Origin of the sequence: Tardiphaga sp. 42S5 (genome assembly GCF_034044155.1) — a bacterium.
Lineage (GTDB): Bacteria > Pseudomonadota > Alphaproteobacteria > Rhizobiales > Xanthobacteraceae > Tardiphaga > Tardiphaga robiniae.
The window spans coordinates 3601459-3617752 of sequence record NZ_CP139027.1; the positions used below are offsets into that span (position 1 = coordinate 3601459).

The following is a 16294-nucleotide window of genomic DNA, read 5'->3' on the forward strand; positions in this document are numbered from 1 at the left end:
CGATCCGTTAGCTCTGCCGATCGCGCGGACCGGCCCAGTTCATGATGGTCGTAGCGAGCGCTTCGACGGCAGGTGGTGGGTGGTCCGGTAAGATCACCGCGAACTGAATGTCAGGCAGTTTCGGAAGGCCTTCACGAGACGGCAGGATCGTCAAACCGGGCGGCATTAAACGGACTGAATGTGGCAACAGGCCGATGCCGGCACGCGCCGCAGCGCTCAGGCCGGAGACGTTGGCGCTCGTGAATGCGATGCGCCATCGTCGCCCCGCCGCTTCGAGAGTCTCCAGCACGCCGACGCGTGTGATGCTGGGCGGCGGGTAGAGGATGAGCGGCAAGGGACTGTCGGGATCGAGCCGGAATTCGGGATGTGCCATCCATTCGATCGGCTCTTTCCATGCAATCCTGCCCCGGCTGTCGCCATCTCGCCGCTTCACCAGTGCGAGATCCAGTCGACCCGCATCGAATGACGTGCGCAGATCCTCGCTCAGTCCCGAATGCAGTTCGATATCAAGCTCCGGATGCCGGCGCGCGAAAGCGGCGAGCACGTTCGGCAATGCCGACAACACGAAATCTTCCGATGCGCCGAACCGCAACCGGCCGCGCAGCGGCGCAGCCGACAGGTACTGCTGCAGATGGGCATAGCGTTCCAGGATCGAGCGCGCATGATCGAGCAGAACATCGCCATCCGGAGTGAGGCCCACCCGGTGGGTGCTGCGGTCGAACAAGCGACGGCCGGTCTGCTCTTCGAGGCGCCGGATGTGCTGGCTGACGGTCGATTGTTGCAGCCCGAGGAGACGGGCCGCGCCGGTGAAGCTCCCGGCATCGGCAACCGCGACGAAGCTTTGCAACAGGTCGACTGGCACATGATCCATGATCATCACGATACATGATGATTGATATCGTTGTTATGGGGATTTTGCATTAAGGCGGAAGAAATTAGATCTGGGCCATCAAACAGAGGCTCATCGCTATGATCACACGCCGCCATATCAAATTACCGATCGATCAATTCCTGTTGTGGCTGACAGCAACAGTCGCGCTGGCTGCCGTGCTGCCCGCGCGCGGCGATGCCGCTGTCTATGTCGATCACACCGTCACCGCTGCTGTGGCGCTCCTCTTCCTGCTCTATGGCGCGCGCCTGTCGCCGACCGCCGTGAAGGAGGGCCTGCTGCATTGGCGGCTGCAGTCGATGGTGTTCTCCAGCACCTATCTTCTGTTTCCGCTCGTCGGCGTTGCGGCGAGTCTCGCGCTGCGTCCGTATTTGCCAGCCGACCTCGCCACCGGTCTTCTCTTCATGTGTCTGCTGCCGTCCACCGTACAATCATCTATCGCCTTCACCGCGATCGCGCGCGGGAATGTCCCGGCGGCGTTGTGCAGCGCATCGGTCTCCAATCTTCTCGGCGTCGTGCTCACGCCGATCCTGGTTGCGCTGTTGCTGTCTTCGGCAGGCAGCGGATTCTCCATCGTGGCGTTTGAGGAGATTGCCGCGCAGATCGTCGCGCCCTTCGTGGTCGGGCAGTTGATCCGCCCCTGGGTCGGTGCGTGGTTGCTCTCCCATTCGCGTCTCACCTCGGCGGTCGATCGCGGCTCCGTGCTGCTCATCGTCTATGCCGCCTTCAGCGCCGGCATGGTCGAGGGAATCTGGGGCCAGCTCTCGGTCGGTACTCTCGCAGGGGTTCTCGCCATCGATCTGGCGGTGCTTGCAGTTGTGATCGTCTCGACCATGCTGGCTAGCCGCTGGATGGGCTTCTCGACCGAGGATGAGATCGCCATTGTCTTCTGCGGATCAAAGAAGAGCATGGCGAGCGGCATTCCGATGGCCGCGATCCTTTTCCCGGGTCACGCCCTCGGCCTGATCGTGCTGCCGATCATGCTGTTTCATCAGGCTCAATTGTTCGTCTGCGCGATCCTTGCGCGGCGCTATGCGAGGCGCCGGGCTGAGCAGGGTATCGAAGGCGAAGCCGCGATGCTGTCGACGTGAGGCGTCGCTCGCTGGGTTAAGGATGGCGCGCGAAGCTCGTTGGCTTCGCGCGCCGTCTTTATTCAGAGCGGCGGATGCGCTTAAAACGTCACCACACCGCGGATACTCTCCCCGCGCTTCATCAGATCGAATCCCTTGTTGATGTCGCTCAGCGGCATCACGTGGGTGATCATCGGGTCGATCTGGATCTTGCCCTGCATGTACCAGTCGACGATCTTCGGCACGTCGGTGCGGCCGCGGGCGCCGCCGAAGGCTGAGCCGCGCCAGACACGGCCGGTGACGAGCTGGAACGGGCGTGTCGAGATTTCCGCGCCGGCGGGCGCCACGCCGATCACGATGGATTCGCCCCAGCCGCGGTGGCAGGCTTCCAGCGCCTGACGCATGACAGTGACATTACCGGTGCAGTCGAAGGTGTAATCGGCGCCGCCGATCTGGTCTGCACCGCGTTTGGTCATGTCGATGAGATGCGGGACCAGATCCTTGCCCAGCTCTTTCGGGTTGACGAAGTGGGTCATGCCGAAGCGCTCGCCCCACGCCTTGCGGTCATTGTTGATGTCGACGCCGATGATCATGTCAGCGCCGGCGAGACGAAGACCCTGCAGCACGTTGAGGCCGATGCCGCCGAGACCGAACACGATCGCCTTGGCGCCTTGCTCGACCTTGGCGGTGTTGAACACCGCGCCGATGCCGGTGGTGACGCCGCAGCCGATATAGCAGACCTTGTCGAACGGCGCATCCTCGCGGATTTTCGCCACCGCGATCTCCGGCAGCACGGTGTAATTGGCGAAGGTCGAGGTCCCCATATAGTGGTGAACAGGCTTGCCCTCGAGCGAGAAGCGCGAGGTGCCATCGGGCATCAGGCCCTGACCCTGCGTCGCGCGAATGGACGTGCAGAGATTGGTCTTGCGCGACAGACATGACGGGCACTGGCGACATTCTGGCGTGTAGAGCGGGATGACATGATCACCCTTCTTCACCGACGTGACGCCGCGGCCGACATCGACGACGACGCCGGCGCCTTCATGGCCGAGGATCGCCGGAAACAGACCTTCGGGATCGGCGCCCGACAGCGTGAACTCGTCGGTGTGGCAGATGCCGGTGGCCTTGATCTCGATCAGCACTTCGCCGTCGCGCGGGCCTTCGAGCTGAACGGTGGTGATCTCCAGCGGCTTCCCGGCACTGATGGCAACGGCGGCGTGAACGTCCATGGCAAATTCCTTCGATAATGGTCTCGGTGTCGTGATGTCAGGCGGCAGGTCCGCGCAAACAGCCATTGCCGCTTAGCACATGATGGGGCACTGAGCAGCCCATGAAACAGGTTCAGAAAAGCGATCTTGAAATCCTGATCGGCCGCGCCGCGCCCATCGTCTTCGTACTGCTGTGGAGCACCGGCTTCATCGGCACCAAGTATGTGCTGAACGGTACCGAACCTCTGACCTATCTGACCATGCGCATGATGCTGGTGGTCGCGATCATGGCGGTGATCGTCGCATGGGTCCGACCGGCGTGGCCGGATCGCGCGGGCATCGGCCACAGCATCATCGCCGGGCTGCTGGTGCAGGGGCTTTATCTTGCCGGCACCGTGTTTGCTGTCGCGCACAAGGTCCCGGTCGGTCTGTCGGCGCTGATCCCGGGTCTGCAGCCGATCCTCACCTCGATCCTCGCCAGCCGCGTTCTCGGCGAGCGCGTCACGCTGCTGCAATGGGGCGGGGTGGCGCTCGGTCTCGCCGGTGTGTTGCTGATCCTGCATGGTCGCCCGATGACGGGCGAGGCGGGCTGGGGATGGTTTGCGTCCGGCGTTTCGCTGATCACGATCACCGTCGGCACGCTCTATCAGAAGCGCTATTGCGGCGGCATCGACTGGCGCACCGGCAGCTTCATCCAGCAGATCTCGGCGATGGTTATGCTAGGCATCGGCGCGTGGGCCCTTGAGACCAATGTGATCCACTGGTCGGCGGAGTTCGTGCTGTCGGTGGTGTGGCTCGCGGTGGTGCTGTCGATCGGCACCGTCGGGCTGCTCTACTGGCTGCTCCGGCGCCAGGCCTCGAGCCAGGTGGCGAGTCTGTTCTATCTGGTGCCGGCCGTGACAGCACTGATGGCGTTCGTTCTGTTTGGTGAAAAGTTGGATGCCGTCGCCATCATCGGCATGATTGCCTGCGGCGCTGCGGTATTGCTGGTCAACCGCGCGAAGGCCTGACGCCATCCTGCGTCAATCCAGACCCCGGACATGAAAAAGCCTCCGGGCTTGGACCCGGAGGCTTTCACATCTGCGAAGAAGCTTACTTCTTCTTGGCAGCCTTCTTGGCCTTCTTGGCCTTCTTCGGAGCGGCCTTCTTGGCGGCCTTCTTCACGGTCTTCTTGGCAGCCTTCTTCACGGTCTTCTTGGCGGCCTTCTTGACGGTCTTCTTCACTGCTTTCTTAGCCATTGGTCTCGCTTTCTGGGTTTTCTTCTTTGAAGATTTCTTCGCAGAAGTTTTCTTGGTGGACTTCTTCGTCTTCTTAGCCGGGGTCACTTTCTTTGCGACTTTCTTTGCGGCCTTCTTGACCTTCTTCGCCACCGAGGTGGCGACTTCCTTAGTCGCGTCGGCTGCGCTGCTAAGCGCGTCCGTCACTTGCTCCAGGACTGGAGTGTCGTCGTTCATAGCATCCCCCAACATTGTCGACTTTTTCACGTTAGTCCGATTCGGGCGCGTGTTGAAGAGTGTGTCATCGACAGTCAACTATTTCGTATCGTTGTGTACGCCTTTAATGCGCGCTCGCGACCGACTTTGTGATCGACGATCGGCGACGGATAGTCTTTGCCTAAAGTGATTCCCGCGTTTTTGAGTTCGAGCGGTGAAGCTGTCCAAGGCTGATGAATATGTTTTGTGGATAGTTCTGTCAGTTCGGGTATCCAGCGCCTGACATAGACACCACCGGGATCGAACTTCTCACCCTGCAGGATCGGATTGAAGACGCGGAAGTAGGGTGCTGCATCCGCGCCGGAGCCTGCGACCCACTGCCAGTTGGCGGGATTGCTGCCCGCATCCGCGTCGACAAGCGTATCCCAGAACCACTTCTCGCCCTCGCGCCAGTCGATGAGCAGATGTTTGACGAGGAAGGATGCGACCACCATGCGTACGCGATTGTGCATCACGCCGGTGTGCCAGAGCTCGCGCATGCCCGCATCGACGATCGGATAGCCGGTCAGACCGCGTTGCCACGCGCGCAGCGCCTTGCGATCAGTCTTCCATGGGAACTCATCGAAGGATGATTGCAGATTGCGCGTGGCCAAATCGGGAACATCGAACAGCAGATGGCGACAAAACTCGCGCCAGCCGACTTCGCTCATGAACTTTGCGATGTCGCTACTGTGCTGCGGATGTTCTGCAGCTGCGAAATACGCGGCAGTCCAGATCTGCCGCGGACTGATCTCGCCGAAGCGTAGATGCGGCGACAGGCGCGACGTGATCTCGCGGTCAGGCCGATCGCGGTCGCTGCTATAGCCCGCGATCTCCTTGAGGAAGCGCTTGAGATGTTTCTGCGCGGCGGCTTCGCCTGGCGTCCACGTCTCGCGCAGACCGCCGGCCCAGTCGGGCTTCGATGGCTCTAGCGCCCAGTCGGCGAGCTTGTCGCTCTTCACTTTCGGTGCGGGTATTAGTTTCTTCGGCGCCGGAAGCGGCTTCGCCGGTTCGCCCAGCGCCTGAACGCGCTGCCAGAACGGCGTGAACACGCGCAGGCCGCGGCTCTCCTTGCTGGCGGTCTCCTTGGCGCGGATGGTCGCAGGATGCGCCAGCAGGTCACCCGGAAAGCTCTGCGTGCCGATATCGAGATCGGCGAGCGCTTCGGTGACGCCATCGGCGACCGCGAGATGCGGCGCCTGCGCGATCTCGTTCCAGAAGACGTGGCTGGCATCGACTGCGCGCGCCACATCGACAATGACGTCGGCCGCAGCGCCCTTGCGCAGCACCAGTGTGCCGCCGATGGCGTCGAGGCTTGCGCTGAGCGCGCGCAGCGACTGCGCCAGCCACCACCTCGTCGCGCCGCCCATCGGCCGCGCCTGCGGTGGCTTCAGTGCCTTGCTCTGTTCATCGAGGATGTAGAGACAGATCACCGGCACACTGCGCCTGGCTGCGGCATGAAGGGCAGGGTGATCGGACAGACGAAGGTCGTCGTGAAACCAGACGACGATAGGTGCCTGCGTCGGTGTTGAGGTCGAAGATTGATCGGTCATCACTCATCCAACGCGGATGTCGGGTGATTGATCCGGCCGCGAATACCGCGAGAGTCTTTGCAACCCTGCGCTCATGGGCGCCTAGTATCAGGATATTTATTACCGAATTGGTACTGGAAGTTATTTCGAACCGATACGCCGATCTCTGGGTGACGAGGTCGATCCGTCATGCCGCCGCTGGATCTGCTCTTCCTCGGCTTCGTCGCGAGAGCTCCCCGCAAGGACGTGGAGAAGGCGACCCCATGACTGCAGCATCGATTCGACGGGGCAAAGAAAAGAGGCGCCGCGATCTCTCGCGGCGCCTCTTTCGTTCTTGCAAATCAGTCGCAGCGTTACTTCGGCTGCGGCACAATGCGGATATAAGGCTTCGGTTCTTTCCAGCCATTCGGATAGATCGTCTTGGCTTCGTCGTTGGTGACGGAGCCGGCGATGATGACGTCCTCGCCATGCTTCCAGTCGGCCGGCGTAGCGACGCGATGCTTGGCGGTCATCTGCAGTGAATCGATCACGCGCAGGATTTCCTGGAAGTTGCGACCGGTGGTCATCGGATAGACCAGCACCAGTTTGATCTTCTTGTCCGGTCCGATGATGAAGACGTTGCGCACGGTGGCGTTGTCCGCGGCGGTGCGGCTGTCGGCATCGCCCGCCACGTCGGCCGGAAGCATGTTGTAAAGCTTGGAGACCTTGAGGTCGGTGTCGCCGATCATCGGGAAGGTCGGGCGGGCGCCCTGGGTTTCGTTAATGTCGTCGACCCACAGCGCGTGCTTGTGCACGGGGTCGACGCTGAGGCCGATCAGCTTGACGCCGCGCTTGTCGAACTCCGGCTGCAGCTTGGCGAGCGCGCCGAGCTCGGTGGTGCAGACCGGGGTGAAGTCCTTCGGATGCGAGAACAAAAGAGCCCAGCTATCGCCGATCCAGTCGTGGAACTTGATGCGGCCAGCCGTGGTTTCAGCGTCGAAATCGGGGGCGACGGCGTTGATCTGGAGCGTCATGATGGACCTCATGTCATTCTGATTACAGATGAATTTCGTGGGCCATTATAAAGGCGCACGCTGGTAAATGGAACTGTCCGGCAAAAAGGACAAGAACTTTCTTCAAATTCGGCGCGCACTGGCATTCAGTTTCACGCAAGGCGGCTGCGGCAAAATACCCACGCAACATGATGTTATCGGATGCCGTGATGTTGCCTCCCGCGCGGCGCAATCCCGCCTGACCGCATCGCCACATCTGATCGAACCCAGCAGCGTCTCGGCGCGACTGAACTGCAACGGTTAGGGATAAGAAGAACTCCTGTCGATCTCTTAACCAAGCGTTAAGTCGCCCATGGAATTGCTGGGCTATGTTGAGAAATATGCTGCAAACAGAAGAGCTTGAAATGTCATCCGCTGCCGCTGCCGACGTATTCGGCGCCATCGAAACGTCCTCCATCAACGATCATCGCGCTGCGGCGCAGGCCCTCGCCGTCGTGCGCGACGGCGTCATCACCGGCGAAGGCCCGACCACCCGTGGCCGTATCCATTTCTCCCGTGCGCTCGATGCCGATGACGCCGCCTGGTGCGAGCGCATCCTGGGTGCGTCGGCACTGGCCAGCCAGCCGGTCAGCCGCGACGAGGCCGAGGCACTGTTCGCGATCAACGAAGCGGCGGCCGAGCGCAGCGATGACGGACGTTTCGACGACCTGTTCGCCAAGGCTGTCGTGCATCACGCGGCGTCCGCGTCGGGCCTGCCGGTGCCGCCGCGTGCGGTGGCGCTGTCGCCCGATGTTGCCATCGAGACCTGGGCACCGACCAAGGCCGTTGGCGTGAATATCGAAGTGCTCGAATGGATCGCGTCGCAGATGCGCGCCAAGCGCGTCAGCAATGCCGCCGTCATGACGCTGGTCACGACCGTGGTCGGTGCCGCGACGCTGCAACTGCCGAACGTGTTCGACATCGGCATGTAAGCCGGTCGCAGATCGTCAGAATACGAAAACGGCGGAGCATGGCTCCGCCGTTTTTTGTTGCGATGTTCCCGTTTTGGGAACATAATTTATAATCATGAGGATCATTGCGTGGAGCGTTCTTGCCTCATATGCGCAAACGCATCCCGAGACCAAGGCATCGCTGCACCGGTGGAGATCACTGGTGCGTGCTGCCGCATGGGGCTCGATGGAGGATATCCGGTTGGCAGCTCCGGGCGCGAAGATTCTAAATGGAGAACGCGTCAGGTTTGAAGTTGCTGGCGGCAATTTTCGGATGATCGTCGCTTTCGATTTTCGCAGATGCATCGCGTTCATCAAATTCATTGGTTCGCACGCCGAATATGATCGCATCGATGCTTTGACAGTTTCGCAGTTCTAGGAAGCAGGCCATGGATATCCGCCCTATTCGGAATGACGACGATCATATGGCCGCCTTGCGCGAGATCGAGAGACTGTGGGGCGCTGCCACAGGTACGGATGACGGCGATAAGCTCGATGTCCTCGCAACACTCGTCGAGAAATATGAAGAGACGCGCTGGCCTTCTGTCGACGCATCCGATCCCGTCGATCTGTTGAATTATGCGATCGATGAACTCGGTCATACTCAGGCAGAGTTGGCCGAACTGCTCGGCTCGCGATCACGTGCATCCGAGCTGCTCAATCGCCGTCGGCTGCTGACCGTCGAGATGATTCACAAGATCAGCGAAGCATGGAAAATTCCCGCCGATCTTCTGGTGCGGCCAATCCGATCTGCCGCTTGACAGAAAACGGCGGAGCGTGGCTCTGCCGTTTTTTGTTGGGGCTGTCTCTTACTTCGCGTCGAGGCCGACAGTCCGGCCCGGGAAGCCGGCGACATCGAAATACTTGTGCTCGCCGACCTTCTGCAGTTGCAGCACCGTGACCAGACCCTGATCGTCGGGCGCCGAACGCATCACGTCGGTCGTTGCCGTCGGCGTCTCGCCCGTCACCGTCGCTTCGCTCATCACACGGCCGATCAGGCTGCCTTTGGCATCGCGCTTGAGACCGAGCAGATGCGCGGCGGTCATGCCGGTATCGGCATTGCTGACCGGCAGGGGATCGACGAAGCCGGCTTTGAAGTCCGGACCGATCGCCGCCATGAAGTTGTGGGTATCGCCGCGCCCGAACGAACCATGCATGCCCTGGCCCTGACGCAGCACGGTGTCGGCGACCTCGACCTGGCAGGCCGCCGGCTCTTCGCAGCCCTCCGAATAGGAGCGGAATGAGACGACGATCGCGGGATGCGGCGTGACAGCCTTGCCGGACAGGTTGATCGACGACAGTGCCAGCGCGCCGGGGAAGGAGCCCAGCGAGTCCTCAACGAAGATGCCGCTGATGTAATCCTGTTTCAGCAGCGCCTTTACGGTGCGGTCGGCGAGGTCCTTGTCGCCGGTCGGCAGATAGATCAGGTCGGAGCCGCCATTGGTGGCGATGATCAGCTCGGGCTTGTCCTTGTCCTTGCCGATATAGGCATTGCCGGCTTTCGGATACGCATTGTCGGCGACGGCAGCGAATTTGTCGTTGGGATCGAACAGCGGCAGGTCGAGCGACTTGGCGAGATCGATGGCCAGGAAGCCCAGCGGCAGGAAGCCTTCCGGCGTATCCGCATAGGTGCCCTTGATGGTCGCCGAGGTCTTGCTCTCCTTGGAGATCGTCGAGAAGCCGTGATCCGCCGAGATCATGATGTTGGTATTGGCACTGAGCCCGAGATCGTCGAGCGTCTTGCGCAGCTGCGCGAGATTGTCGTCGGCATTCTTGATCGAGGCGAGCGACGAGGGGCCGTTGATGCCGGGCGTCACCTTGTTGAGACTGTCGCCCTGGTTGTGCTGGGTGCCATCGGGATCGCGCGACCAGAAGATGAGCACGAACGGCTTGTTGCGTGCCTTGAACATCGGCAGCACCACTTTGCTCGCGACATCGGCCATATAGGCCTGCTGCTTGATGTTGGCTTCCGTGGTGCCGGGCGTCTTGGCGTCGCCCGCCTTGCCATTGTCGCCGCGGCCCGGTGTTTCCACCGCCAGTCCGGCCTTCGTCAGGGCGTCCTTCATCTCGTCCGACAGCGGAATGCCGAGCAGCTTGCCTGCTTTGTCGATGCCGCCGGTCTGGTCGTCGATGGTGATCGTCTCCTTGCCCGTGCGTTCGGTGTGATCGAACATCAGCGTCGGGCCGACCTTGCCGATCGCGGCGGTGGAATAGCCGGCCTTGCGCGCGGCCTTCAGCAGCGTTTCCTCATTGAGGTAGTCGCCGTTGAATTGCTCGTCGAGGTCGCCCAGCACCTGGTCGTGTTCGATGAAGGGGATCGGGCTGTTGTTCTGCACCAGGGTGGGGTGGCCAGTATAGATCGAGTTCGAAAACACGCCGGTATCGCCGAGATAATGGCCGGACGCCATGCCCGACGCATTGGCCATGGTGAAGGTCGGAAACAGCGAATGCGAGTTCCGGAAATTGACGCCTTTATCCCGCACTGCGGACATCGCAGGCGCCGTTTCCGGCGTCACTTTCAGCGCCCGGAGCCCATCAGGTACGAACAAAATGAGGTTGCGGGGAGGGCTGTTTTGGGCGAAAGCCGTTGTTGCGGATATAAAAGTAAGACTGAGGGAGAGGATGGTGGCGCAGCGCATGAAAAACCTCGCTTCGAAAGAACTCGGCCGATCCGGTCCAGACGTCTTCTCTAGTTTTTGTCCGCGACAGAATTGTTACGACTGCGGCGCCATGCCACATTGTACCGTCGACCCCATCTTTCCGATCCCGCCTCAAGGTTGCAAGTAAGACAGCTCATGTTCAAAAAAATTCTGATCGCCAATCGCGGCGAGATCGCCTGCCGGGTCATCAAGTCCGCCCGCAAGATGGGTATCAAGACCGTAGCCGTCTATTCCGAAGCCGATCGCGATGCGCTGCATGTCGAGATGGCCGACGAGGCCGTGTTCATCGGACCTCCGGCCGCGGCCGAGAGCTATCTGTTGATCGAGAAAATCGTCGAGGCCTGCAAGACGACGGGCGCTGAAGCTGTGCATCCCGGCTACGGCTTCCTGTCCGAGCGAGAAGCCTTCCCACGCGCGCTGGAGGCCGCCGGCATCGTCTTCATCGGCCCCAATCCCGGCGCCATCGCCGCCATGGGCGACAAGATCGAATCCAAGAAGGCGGCAGCCAAGGCCAACGTCTCAACCGTGCCGGGCTATCTCGGTGTCATCGAGGACGACAAGCACGCCGTGAAGATCGCCGACGAGATCGGCTATCCCGTGATGATCAAGGCGTCCGCTGGCGGCGGCGGCAAGGGTATGCGCATCGCGCATTCGACTTCGGAAGTGGTCGAGGGTTTCAACCTCGCCAAGGCCGAGGCGAAGTCGTCGTTCGGCGACGACCGTGTCTTCATCGAGAAGTTCATCGTCGATCCCCGTCACATCGAAATCCAGGTGCTCGGCGACAAGCACGGCAACGTCATCTATCTCGGCGAGCGCGAATGCTCGATCCAGCGCCGCAACCAGAAGGTCATCGAGGAGGCGCCGTCGCCGCTGCTCGACGAGACCACCCGCCGCAAGATGGGCGAGCAGGCCGTGGCCCTTGCCAAGGCGGTGAATTACGATTCGGCCGGCACCGTGGAATTCGTCGCCGGCCAGGACAAGAGCTTCTACTTCCTCGAAATGAACACCCGCCTTCAGGTCGAGCATCCCGTGACCGAACTCGTCACCGGTGTCGACCTCGTCGAGCAGATGATCCGCGTCGCCGCCGGCGAGAAGCTGCAGCTTGCGCAGAAGGACGTCACGCTGACCGGCTGGGCCGTGGAGTCCCGCGTCTATGCGGAAGATCCGTTCCGCAACTTTCTGCCGTCCATCGGTCGTCTCGTGAAGTATCGTCCGCCGGCCGAGAGCAAGTCCGACAACATCACCGTGCGCAACGACACCGGCGTGCAGGAGGGCGGCGAGATCTCGATCTATTACGATCCGATGATCGCCAAGCTTGTGACCCACGCCCCGTCGCGCGCCGCCGCCATCGAGGCGCAGTCTCATGCGCTCGACGCCTTCTATATCGACGGTATCCGCCACAACATTCCGTTCCTGTCGGCGCTGATGAGCCATCCGCGCTGGCGCGAGGGCAATCTCTCCACCGGCTTCATCGCCGAGGAATTCCCCAAGGGCTTCGCCGCCAGGGCGCCGGAGGGCGAAGTCGCCCGCCGTATCGCCGCGGTGGCCGCGGCCGTCGACTCCATCTACGGCGAACGCAAGCGGCAGATTTCCGGCCAGTTGATCGGCCGTCCGGTGACCCGTGCGGGTCGCCGCGCCGTGTGGCTGGAGCGCGAGGAGATCGCGCTCGACGTGGCCCGTGACGGCGATGTCGTGACGGTGGCCTTCGTCGGTGCTGACGGCAAGACGGGTGCGCCGCATAAGCTCTCGTCGTCCTGGAAGCCGGGCGTGCCGGTCTGGGAAGGCACCATCGATGGCCATAACGTCGCCATGCAGGTGCGCCCTCAGACGTCGGGCATCCGCATCGCGCATCAGGGTTATGAAGTCGCGGTCAATGTCTTCACCGAGGCGGAGGCTACCGCTGCGCGCCTGATGCCGGTGGGCGTCAAGGCCGACACCGGCAAGAAGCTGCTGTGCCCGATGCCGGGCCTCGTCGTCTCGATTGCCGTGACCGAAGGTCAGGACGTCAAGGCCGGCGAGACCCTCGCCGTTGTGGAGGCGATGAAAATGCAGAACGTGCTCCGCGCCGAACGCGACGGCACCGTCAAGAAAATCCATGCCGCTGCTGGCGCAACGCTGGCGGTGGATGCGCTCATTCTTGAATTCGCGTGACGACCTTCCGGCAACGCCGTTACGGACTCCGGGCGCTTCTGTCCGGCGATCGCTGCATGCGTCCGGGATCGGTCTATGACGCGATCTCGGTGCGTATCGCCGAAGACCTCGGCTTCGAGGTCGGCATGTTCGGCGGCTCGGCGGCGTCGCTCGCCATTCTCGGCGATCCCGACATCGCGCTGATCACGCTGTCCGAACTCACCGAGCAGATGCGGCGGATGTCGCGCGCCGGCTCGCTGCCGGTGCTGGTCGATGCCGATCACGGCTATGGCAATGCGCTCAATGTCCGCCGTACGGTGGAAGAGCTGGAAGCCGCCGGCGCCGCCGGCCTGACCATCGAGGACACGCTGCTGCCCGCCGCCTTTGGCGAAGCGAAGGCGCAGCTGATCTCTCCGGAAGAGGGGCTCGGCAAGGTCAAGGCTGCACTGAATGCGCGACAGGATCCGGCGCTGGTGATTGTGGGGCGTACTGGCGCTGCGTCCATCACCTCCGTGGATGACGCGATTGCGCGTGCCAAATCCTATGAAGCCGCCGGCGTCGATGCAGTGATGTTCACCGGCCTCAAGAGCCGCGCCGAGCTGCAGGCGGCAAGCGCTGCGACCACGCTGCCGATCGTGCTCGGCAGTCCCACCGACGACATGGATTGGGATTTCCTCAGCGCCCAGCGCGTCCGCATCGCCATTCAGGGCCATGCGCCGATCTCCGCGGCGACCGCTGCCGTCCATGCGACTCTTAAAGCGGTACGCGAAGGTGCGGGGCCGAAGGATCTGAAGAATCTTGCCTCAAGCGAGTTGATGGACAGCGTCACCCGCGGTGCCGTCGTGAAACAGCGCGGCATCGATTTCCTGGGACTCAAGAAATAGATGAGTGGCGTGATCCGTCACGTGATGATCCTCGGCCGCGTGCAAGGCGTTGGCTATCGCTACTGGACCGGCCAACAAGCCTCGTTGCTCAGCCTCGAAGGCTGGGTGCGCAACCGCCGCGATAACAGCGTGGAAGCTGTGTTTGCGGGACCCGCCGATATTGTCACTGACATGATCGAGGCGTGCCGCCGTGGTCCAACGGCCGCGCGCGTCGATAGCGTCGTGACGAGCGATGCCACGCCAGACATGCTTGCCCTGCGCGTCAACGGTGAGGTGTTCTCGCAATTGCCGACGCTGTAATTTCGATCGCGTCGCTCAGACCGCCGCTTCTGCCGCGAACTGCTCGGCCTCGCCGAACACTTCCCCGAACGCCTGCCGCAGTGCCACGTCCACATCCGTCATGGTCACCGGCAAGCCGAGATCGACCAGGCTGGCGACGCCGTAGCGGGGATCGACCACGCCGCAGGGCACGATGGCGTCGAAATGCGCCAGATCCGGTTCCACATTGATGGCGATGCCATGGAACGAGACCCAGCGCCGCAGCCGCACGCCGATGGCGGCGATCTTGTCTTCATATCCTGCGCCCTTGTCGGGCCGGGCGACCCAGACCCCGACGCGGTCCTCGCGCCGCTCGCCCTTCACGTTGAAGGCGGCCAGCGTCCGGATGATCAGGTCTTCCAGCGCCGCCACATAGGCCCGCACGTCCGGGCGGCGCGCCTTCAGGTCGAGCATCACATAGGCCACCCGCTGGCCGGGGCCGTGATAGGTGACCTGGCCGCCGCGGCCGGTCTCGAACACCGGGTATCGGGCATCCAGCAGGTCGTCCGCCTTGCCTGACGTGCCGGACGTATAGAGCGGGGGGTGTTCCAGCAGCCAGACCAGTTCCGGCGCGGTGCCGTCGGCAATGGCCGCAGCCCGGGCTTCCATCTCGGCGACGGCCTCGGGATAGGGAATCGGCGCGTCCGACACCCGCCATTCCACTGGCCGGCCGGGGAGGCCGCGAGAAAACACTGTTAAATCTAGGGTTTGGCGGTCATTAACCATTGGCTAACCATAACATGTTGATCTCGCAGGCACCGCAATCTTGCATCTGTGCGATCCTGCATCTGGGAATTTGAGGCCGACGTGCCAACCCTCGATAAAATTACCGTCGATATCATGGTGGTTCTCGGCACCACGTCCATGCCCGTCCATCAGGTGATGCGGCTGAGCCGCGGCGCCATCATCGAACTGGATGCCACAGAGCAGGACGAGGTCAAAATCCTTGCCAATAACCTGCCTGTCGCCAGCGGTGTGGTGATGGTCGATCGCAACCGGATTGCGGTCGAGGTCAAGCAGATGCTGCCCCGGTCCCCTGACCACAGATAGGTGGCCCGGAGAGGCCAAGAGGCCTTGTCTCCCCATCATTGGTTTGTTACATCGGCGCCGGTTGATCCGGCCGGGCGATTTGCCCTCGCCGGATTTCTTTAGCGCTCGTGGCGGAATTGGTAGACGCGCTGCCTTGAGGTGGCAGTCCGTAACAGGGTGGGGGTTCGAGTCCCTCCGAGCGCACCACACCTCATCATTGAAATTGTTGGATTATTCACTGCGATACGCTGTCGTATCTCTAGTGCGACGAGCCATGGGCACGCAACGATACGGCACTCGTCCGTGCATGGAGGGACCGGCGGGGCGGTTAGCGGCAGCCGACTCGTGAGCTGTCGACAATGACAAAATACCGGGCAGGTCGCAGGGCCCGTATTCTCGAACGAGTGCGTGTCCGCCTGACGTTGACCCGGAACGATTGAGAGCAGAAAAGCGTCGCGCGGCTAACAGCAGCGCGGCGCTTCGGTTCCTGGCAGCCTATTTCTTCATACCGTCCTTGGCCATTCCATCCTTGGCCATGTTGTCCTTGTTCATCTTGGTGGTGCTCATGCCGCTGGTGCCCAGCATGCCGTCCTTCTTCATGGAGTCCGGACGATCGACGGCGGTGCCGGTGCTGGTTGTTCCCGGCTGGTTTACGTCTACCCCTGTCGAACCGGGCTGCGGCGCGCTCGGGTTTGCGCCCGACTGCGCAAAGGCGGAGGTTGCGGTGAGACCGACGACTGCGGCTGCGATCAAAATCTTCTTCACTGGGATGTCCTCTCTGTCATTGCGGTGCGCACGAAGAACAGAGGCTAGAGAATATTGGTCCTCGTAAATGACGGCATTTGGAACGATCATTCCGGCCTCGGGTTGGCGCATGCGCATGCCAAAGTGGAATCAGAAAGCGTTCGACAATGAGTTGCTGGCGGCCATTGTTGCGGTAGCGCTCTCTGGCTTCATCACGCTCGTGTTGTGGGTCATTTTCGGACCGTCCTGATCGCGCGCATCGTCGTCGCGCATCTCGCGGATGCCATCGCCACGCGGGCGCCGCCAAATGGTCGGGCAGGTGACTGTCGACTAACCGCACAAGGGCGAAGCCGGTCTCGGCTGATGACGGCGAAAC

General features: G+C 62.0%; 18 protein-coding genes and 1 tRNA gene. 11 read left to right on the top strand and 8 right to left on the bottom strand.

Going from position 1 to position 16294, the window contains the following annotated elements; translation table 11 throughout:
* Positions 1-7: 7 nt before the first annotated feature.
* On the bottom strand, positions 8-871 hold the full coding sequence (locus SFY93_RS16580; protein WP_320443890.1) for a LysR substrate-binding domain-containing protein: 864 nt from the start codon (positions 869-871) through the stop codon (positions 8-10).
* Positions 872-969: 98 nt separating this feature from the next.
* Between SFY93_RS16580 and SFY93_RS16585 the strand changes: the two genes are divergently transcribed.
* On the top strand, positions 970-1980 hold the full coding sequence (locus tag SFY93_RS16585; RefSeq protein WP_320443891.1) for a bile acid:sodium symporter family protein: 1011 nt from the start codon (positions 970-972) through the stop codon (positions 1978-1980).
* Between the two features lie 80 nt (positions 1981-2060).
* Here the strand turns inward: SFY93_RS16585 and SFY93_RS16590 are convergent, their stop codons facing one another.
* Positions 2061-3188: an S-(hydroxymethyl)glutathione dehydrogenase/class III alcohol dehydrogenase gene (locus tag SFY93_RS16590; RefSeq protein ID WP_320443892.1), complete on the bottom strand. Its 1128-nt coding sequence runs from the start codon at positions 3186-3188 to the stop codon at positions 2061-2063.
* A gap of 101 nt (positions 3189-3289) precedes the next feature.
* Here SFY93_RS16590 and SFY93_RS16595 point away from each other — a divergent pair, with 101 nt between their 5' ends.
* Positions 3290-4177, top strand: a complete 888-nt coding sequence (locus SFY93_RS16595; RefSeq protein WP_320443893.1) for a DMT family transporter — start codon at positions 3290-3292, stop codon at positions 4175-4177.
* Between the two features lie 82 nt (positions 4178-4259).
* Here SFY93_RS16595 and SFY93_RS16600 read toward each other — a convergent pair whose 3' ends face one another.
* The 3 genes from SFY93_RS16600 to SFY93_RS16610 all read right to left on the bottom strand — a co-directional run bounded on the left by SFY93_RS16600 (position 4260) and on the right by SFY93_RS16610 (position 7185).
* The gene (locus SFY93_RS16600; RefSeq protein ID WP_068730647.1) at positions 4260-4622 is read right to left on the bottom strand and encodes a hypothetical protein; all 363 of its coding nucleotides are present in this window, start codon (positions 4620-4622) and stop codon (positions 4260-4262) included.
* A 74-nt stretch (positions 4623-4696) separates the two neighbouring features.
* Positions 4697-6193, bottom strand: a complete 1497-nt coding sequence (locus SFY93_RS16605; RefSeq protein WP_320443894.1) for a cryptochrome/photolyase family protein — start codon at positions 6191-6193, stop codon at positions 4697-4699.
* A 332-nt stretch (positions 6194-6525) separates the two neighbouring features.
* Positions 6526-7185 carry a peroxiredoxin gene (locus tag SFY93_RS16610; protein WP_320443895.1) on the bottom strand — a complete coding sequence of 220 codons (660 nt, stop codon included), beginning with the start codon at positions 7183-7185 and terminating at the stop codon, positions 6526-6528.
* Between the two features lie 67 nt (positions 7186-7252).
* Here SFY93_RS16610 and SFY93_RS16615 point away from each other — a divergent pair, with 67 nt between their 5' ends.
* The 4 genes from SFY93_RS16615 (at position 7253) to SFY93_RS16630 (ending at position 8914) form a co-directional block, all read left to right on the top strand.
* Positions 7253-7468, top strand: coding sequence for a hypothetical protein (locus tag SFY93_RS16615; protein WP_089267221.1), 216 nt, complete (start codon positions 7253-7255; stop codon positions 7466-7468).
* Positions 7469-7568: 100 nt separating this feature from the next.
* The gene (locus SFY93_RS16620) at positions 7569-8135 is read left to right on the top strand and encodes a hypothetical protein (RefSeq protein WP_089267327.1); all 567 of its coding nucleotides are present in this window, start codon (positions 7569-7571) and stop codon (positions 8133-8135) included.
* Between the two features lie 94 nt (positions 8136-8229).
* Positions 8230-8532: a type II toxin-antitoxin system HigB family toxin gene (locus SFY93_RS16625; protein WP_320443896.1), complete on the top strand. Its 303-nt coding sequence runs from the start codon at positions 8230-8232 to the stop codon at positions 8530-8532.
* A gap of 10 nt (positions 8533-8542) precedes the next feature.
* Positions 8543-8914 carry a helix-turn-helix domain-containing protein gene (locus SFY93_RS16630; RefSeq protein ID WP_320443897.1) on the top strand — a complete coding sequence of 124 codons (372 nt, stop codon included), beginning with the start codon at positions 8543-8545 and terminating at the stop codon, positions 8912-8914.
* A 48-nt stretch (positions 8915-8962) separates the two neighbouring features.
* Here the strand turns inward: SFY93_RS16630 and SFY93_RS16635 are convergent, their stop codons facing one another.
* Complete coding sequence (locus SFY93_RS16635; protein WP_320443898.1) at positions 8963-10792, bottom strand: alkaline phosphatase family protein; 1830 nt, start codon at positions 10790-10792, stop codon at positions 8963-8965.
* A gap of 156 nt (positions 10793-10948) precedes the next feature.
* Here SFY93_RS16635 and SFY93_RS16640 point away from each other — a divergent pair, with 156 nt between their 5' ends.
* From SFY93_RS16640 to SFY93_RS16650, 3 genes are read left to right on the top strand one after another with little or no spacing between them, the layout of a single operon-like run.
* Entirely contained in the window at positions 10949-12964 is a 2016-nt protein-coding gene (locus SFY93_RS16640; protein WP_320443899.1) for an acetyl-CoA carboxylase biotin carboxylase subunit, read from the top strand.
* On the top strand, positions 12961-13827 hold the full coding sequence (locus tag SFY93_RS16645; protein ID WP_320443900.1) for an isocitrate lyase/PEP mutase family protein: 867 nt from the start codon (positions 12961-12963) through the stop codon (positions 13825-13827). The genes SFY93_RS16640 and SFY93_RS16645 overlap by 4 nt, the downstream gene beginning before the upstream one ends.
* The gene (locus SFY93_RS16650) at positions 13828-14127 is read left to right on the top strand and encodes an acylphosphatase (RefSeq protein WP_320443901.1); all 300 of its coding nucleotides are present in this window, start codon (positions 13828-13830) and stop codon (positions 14125-14127) included.
* A gap of 15 nt (positions 14128-14142) precedes the next feature.
* Here SFY93_RS16650 and lipB read toward each other — a convergent pair whose 3' ends face one another.
* Positions 14143-14871, bottom strand: a complete 729-nt coding sequence (gene lipB, locus SFY93_RS16655; protein WP_320443902.1) for a lipoyl(octanoyl) transferase LipB — start codon at positions 14869-14871, stop codon at positions 14143-14145.
* An 81-nt stretch (positions 14872-14952) separates the two neighbouring features.
* Here lipB and SFY93_RS16660 point away from each other — a divergent pair, with 81 nt between their 5' ends.
* Positions 14953-15195: a FliM/FliN family flagellar motor switch protein gene (locus SFY93_RS16660; RefSeq protein ID WP_068730739.1), complete on the top strand. Its 243-nt coding sequence runs from the start codon at positions 14953-14955 to the stop codon at positions 15193-15195.
* Between the two features lie 101 nt (positions 15196-15296).
* Positions 15297-15381: transfer RNA gene (locus SFY93_RS16665), tRNA-Leu, on the top strand.
* Between the two features lie 288 nt (positions 15382-15669).
* Here SFY93_RS16665 and SFY93_RS16670 read toward each other — a convergent pair.
* Positions 15670-15939, bottom strand: a complete 270-nt coding sequence (locus SFY93_RS16670) for a hypothetical protein (RefSeq protein ID WP_320443903.1) — start codon at positions 15937-15939, stop codon at positions 15670-15672.
* Positions 15940-16294 lie beyond the last annotated feature (355 nt).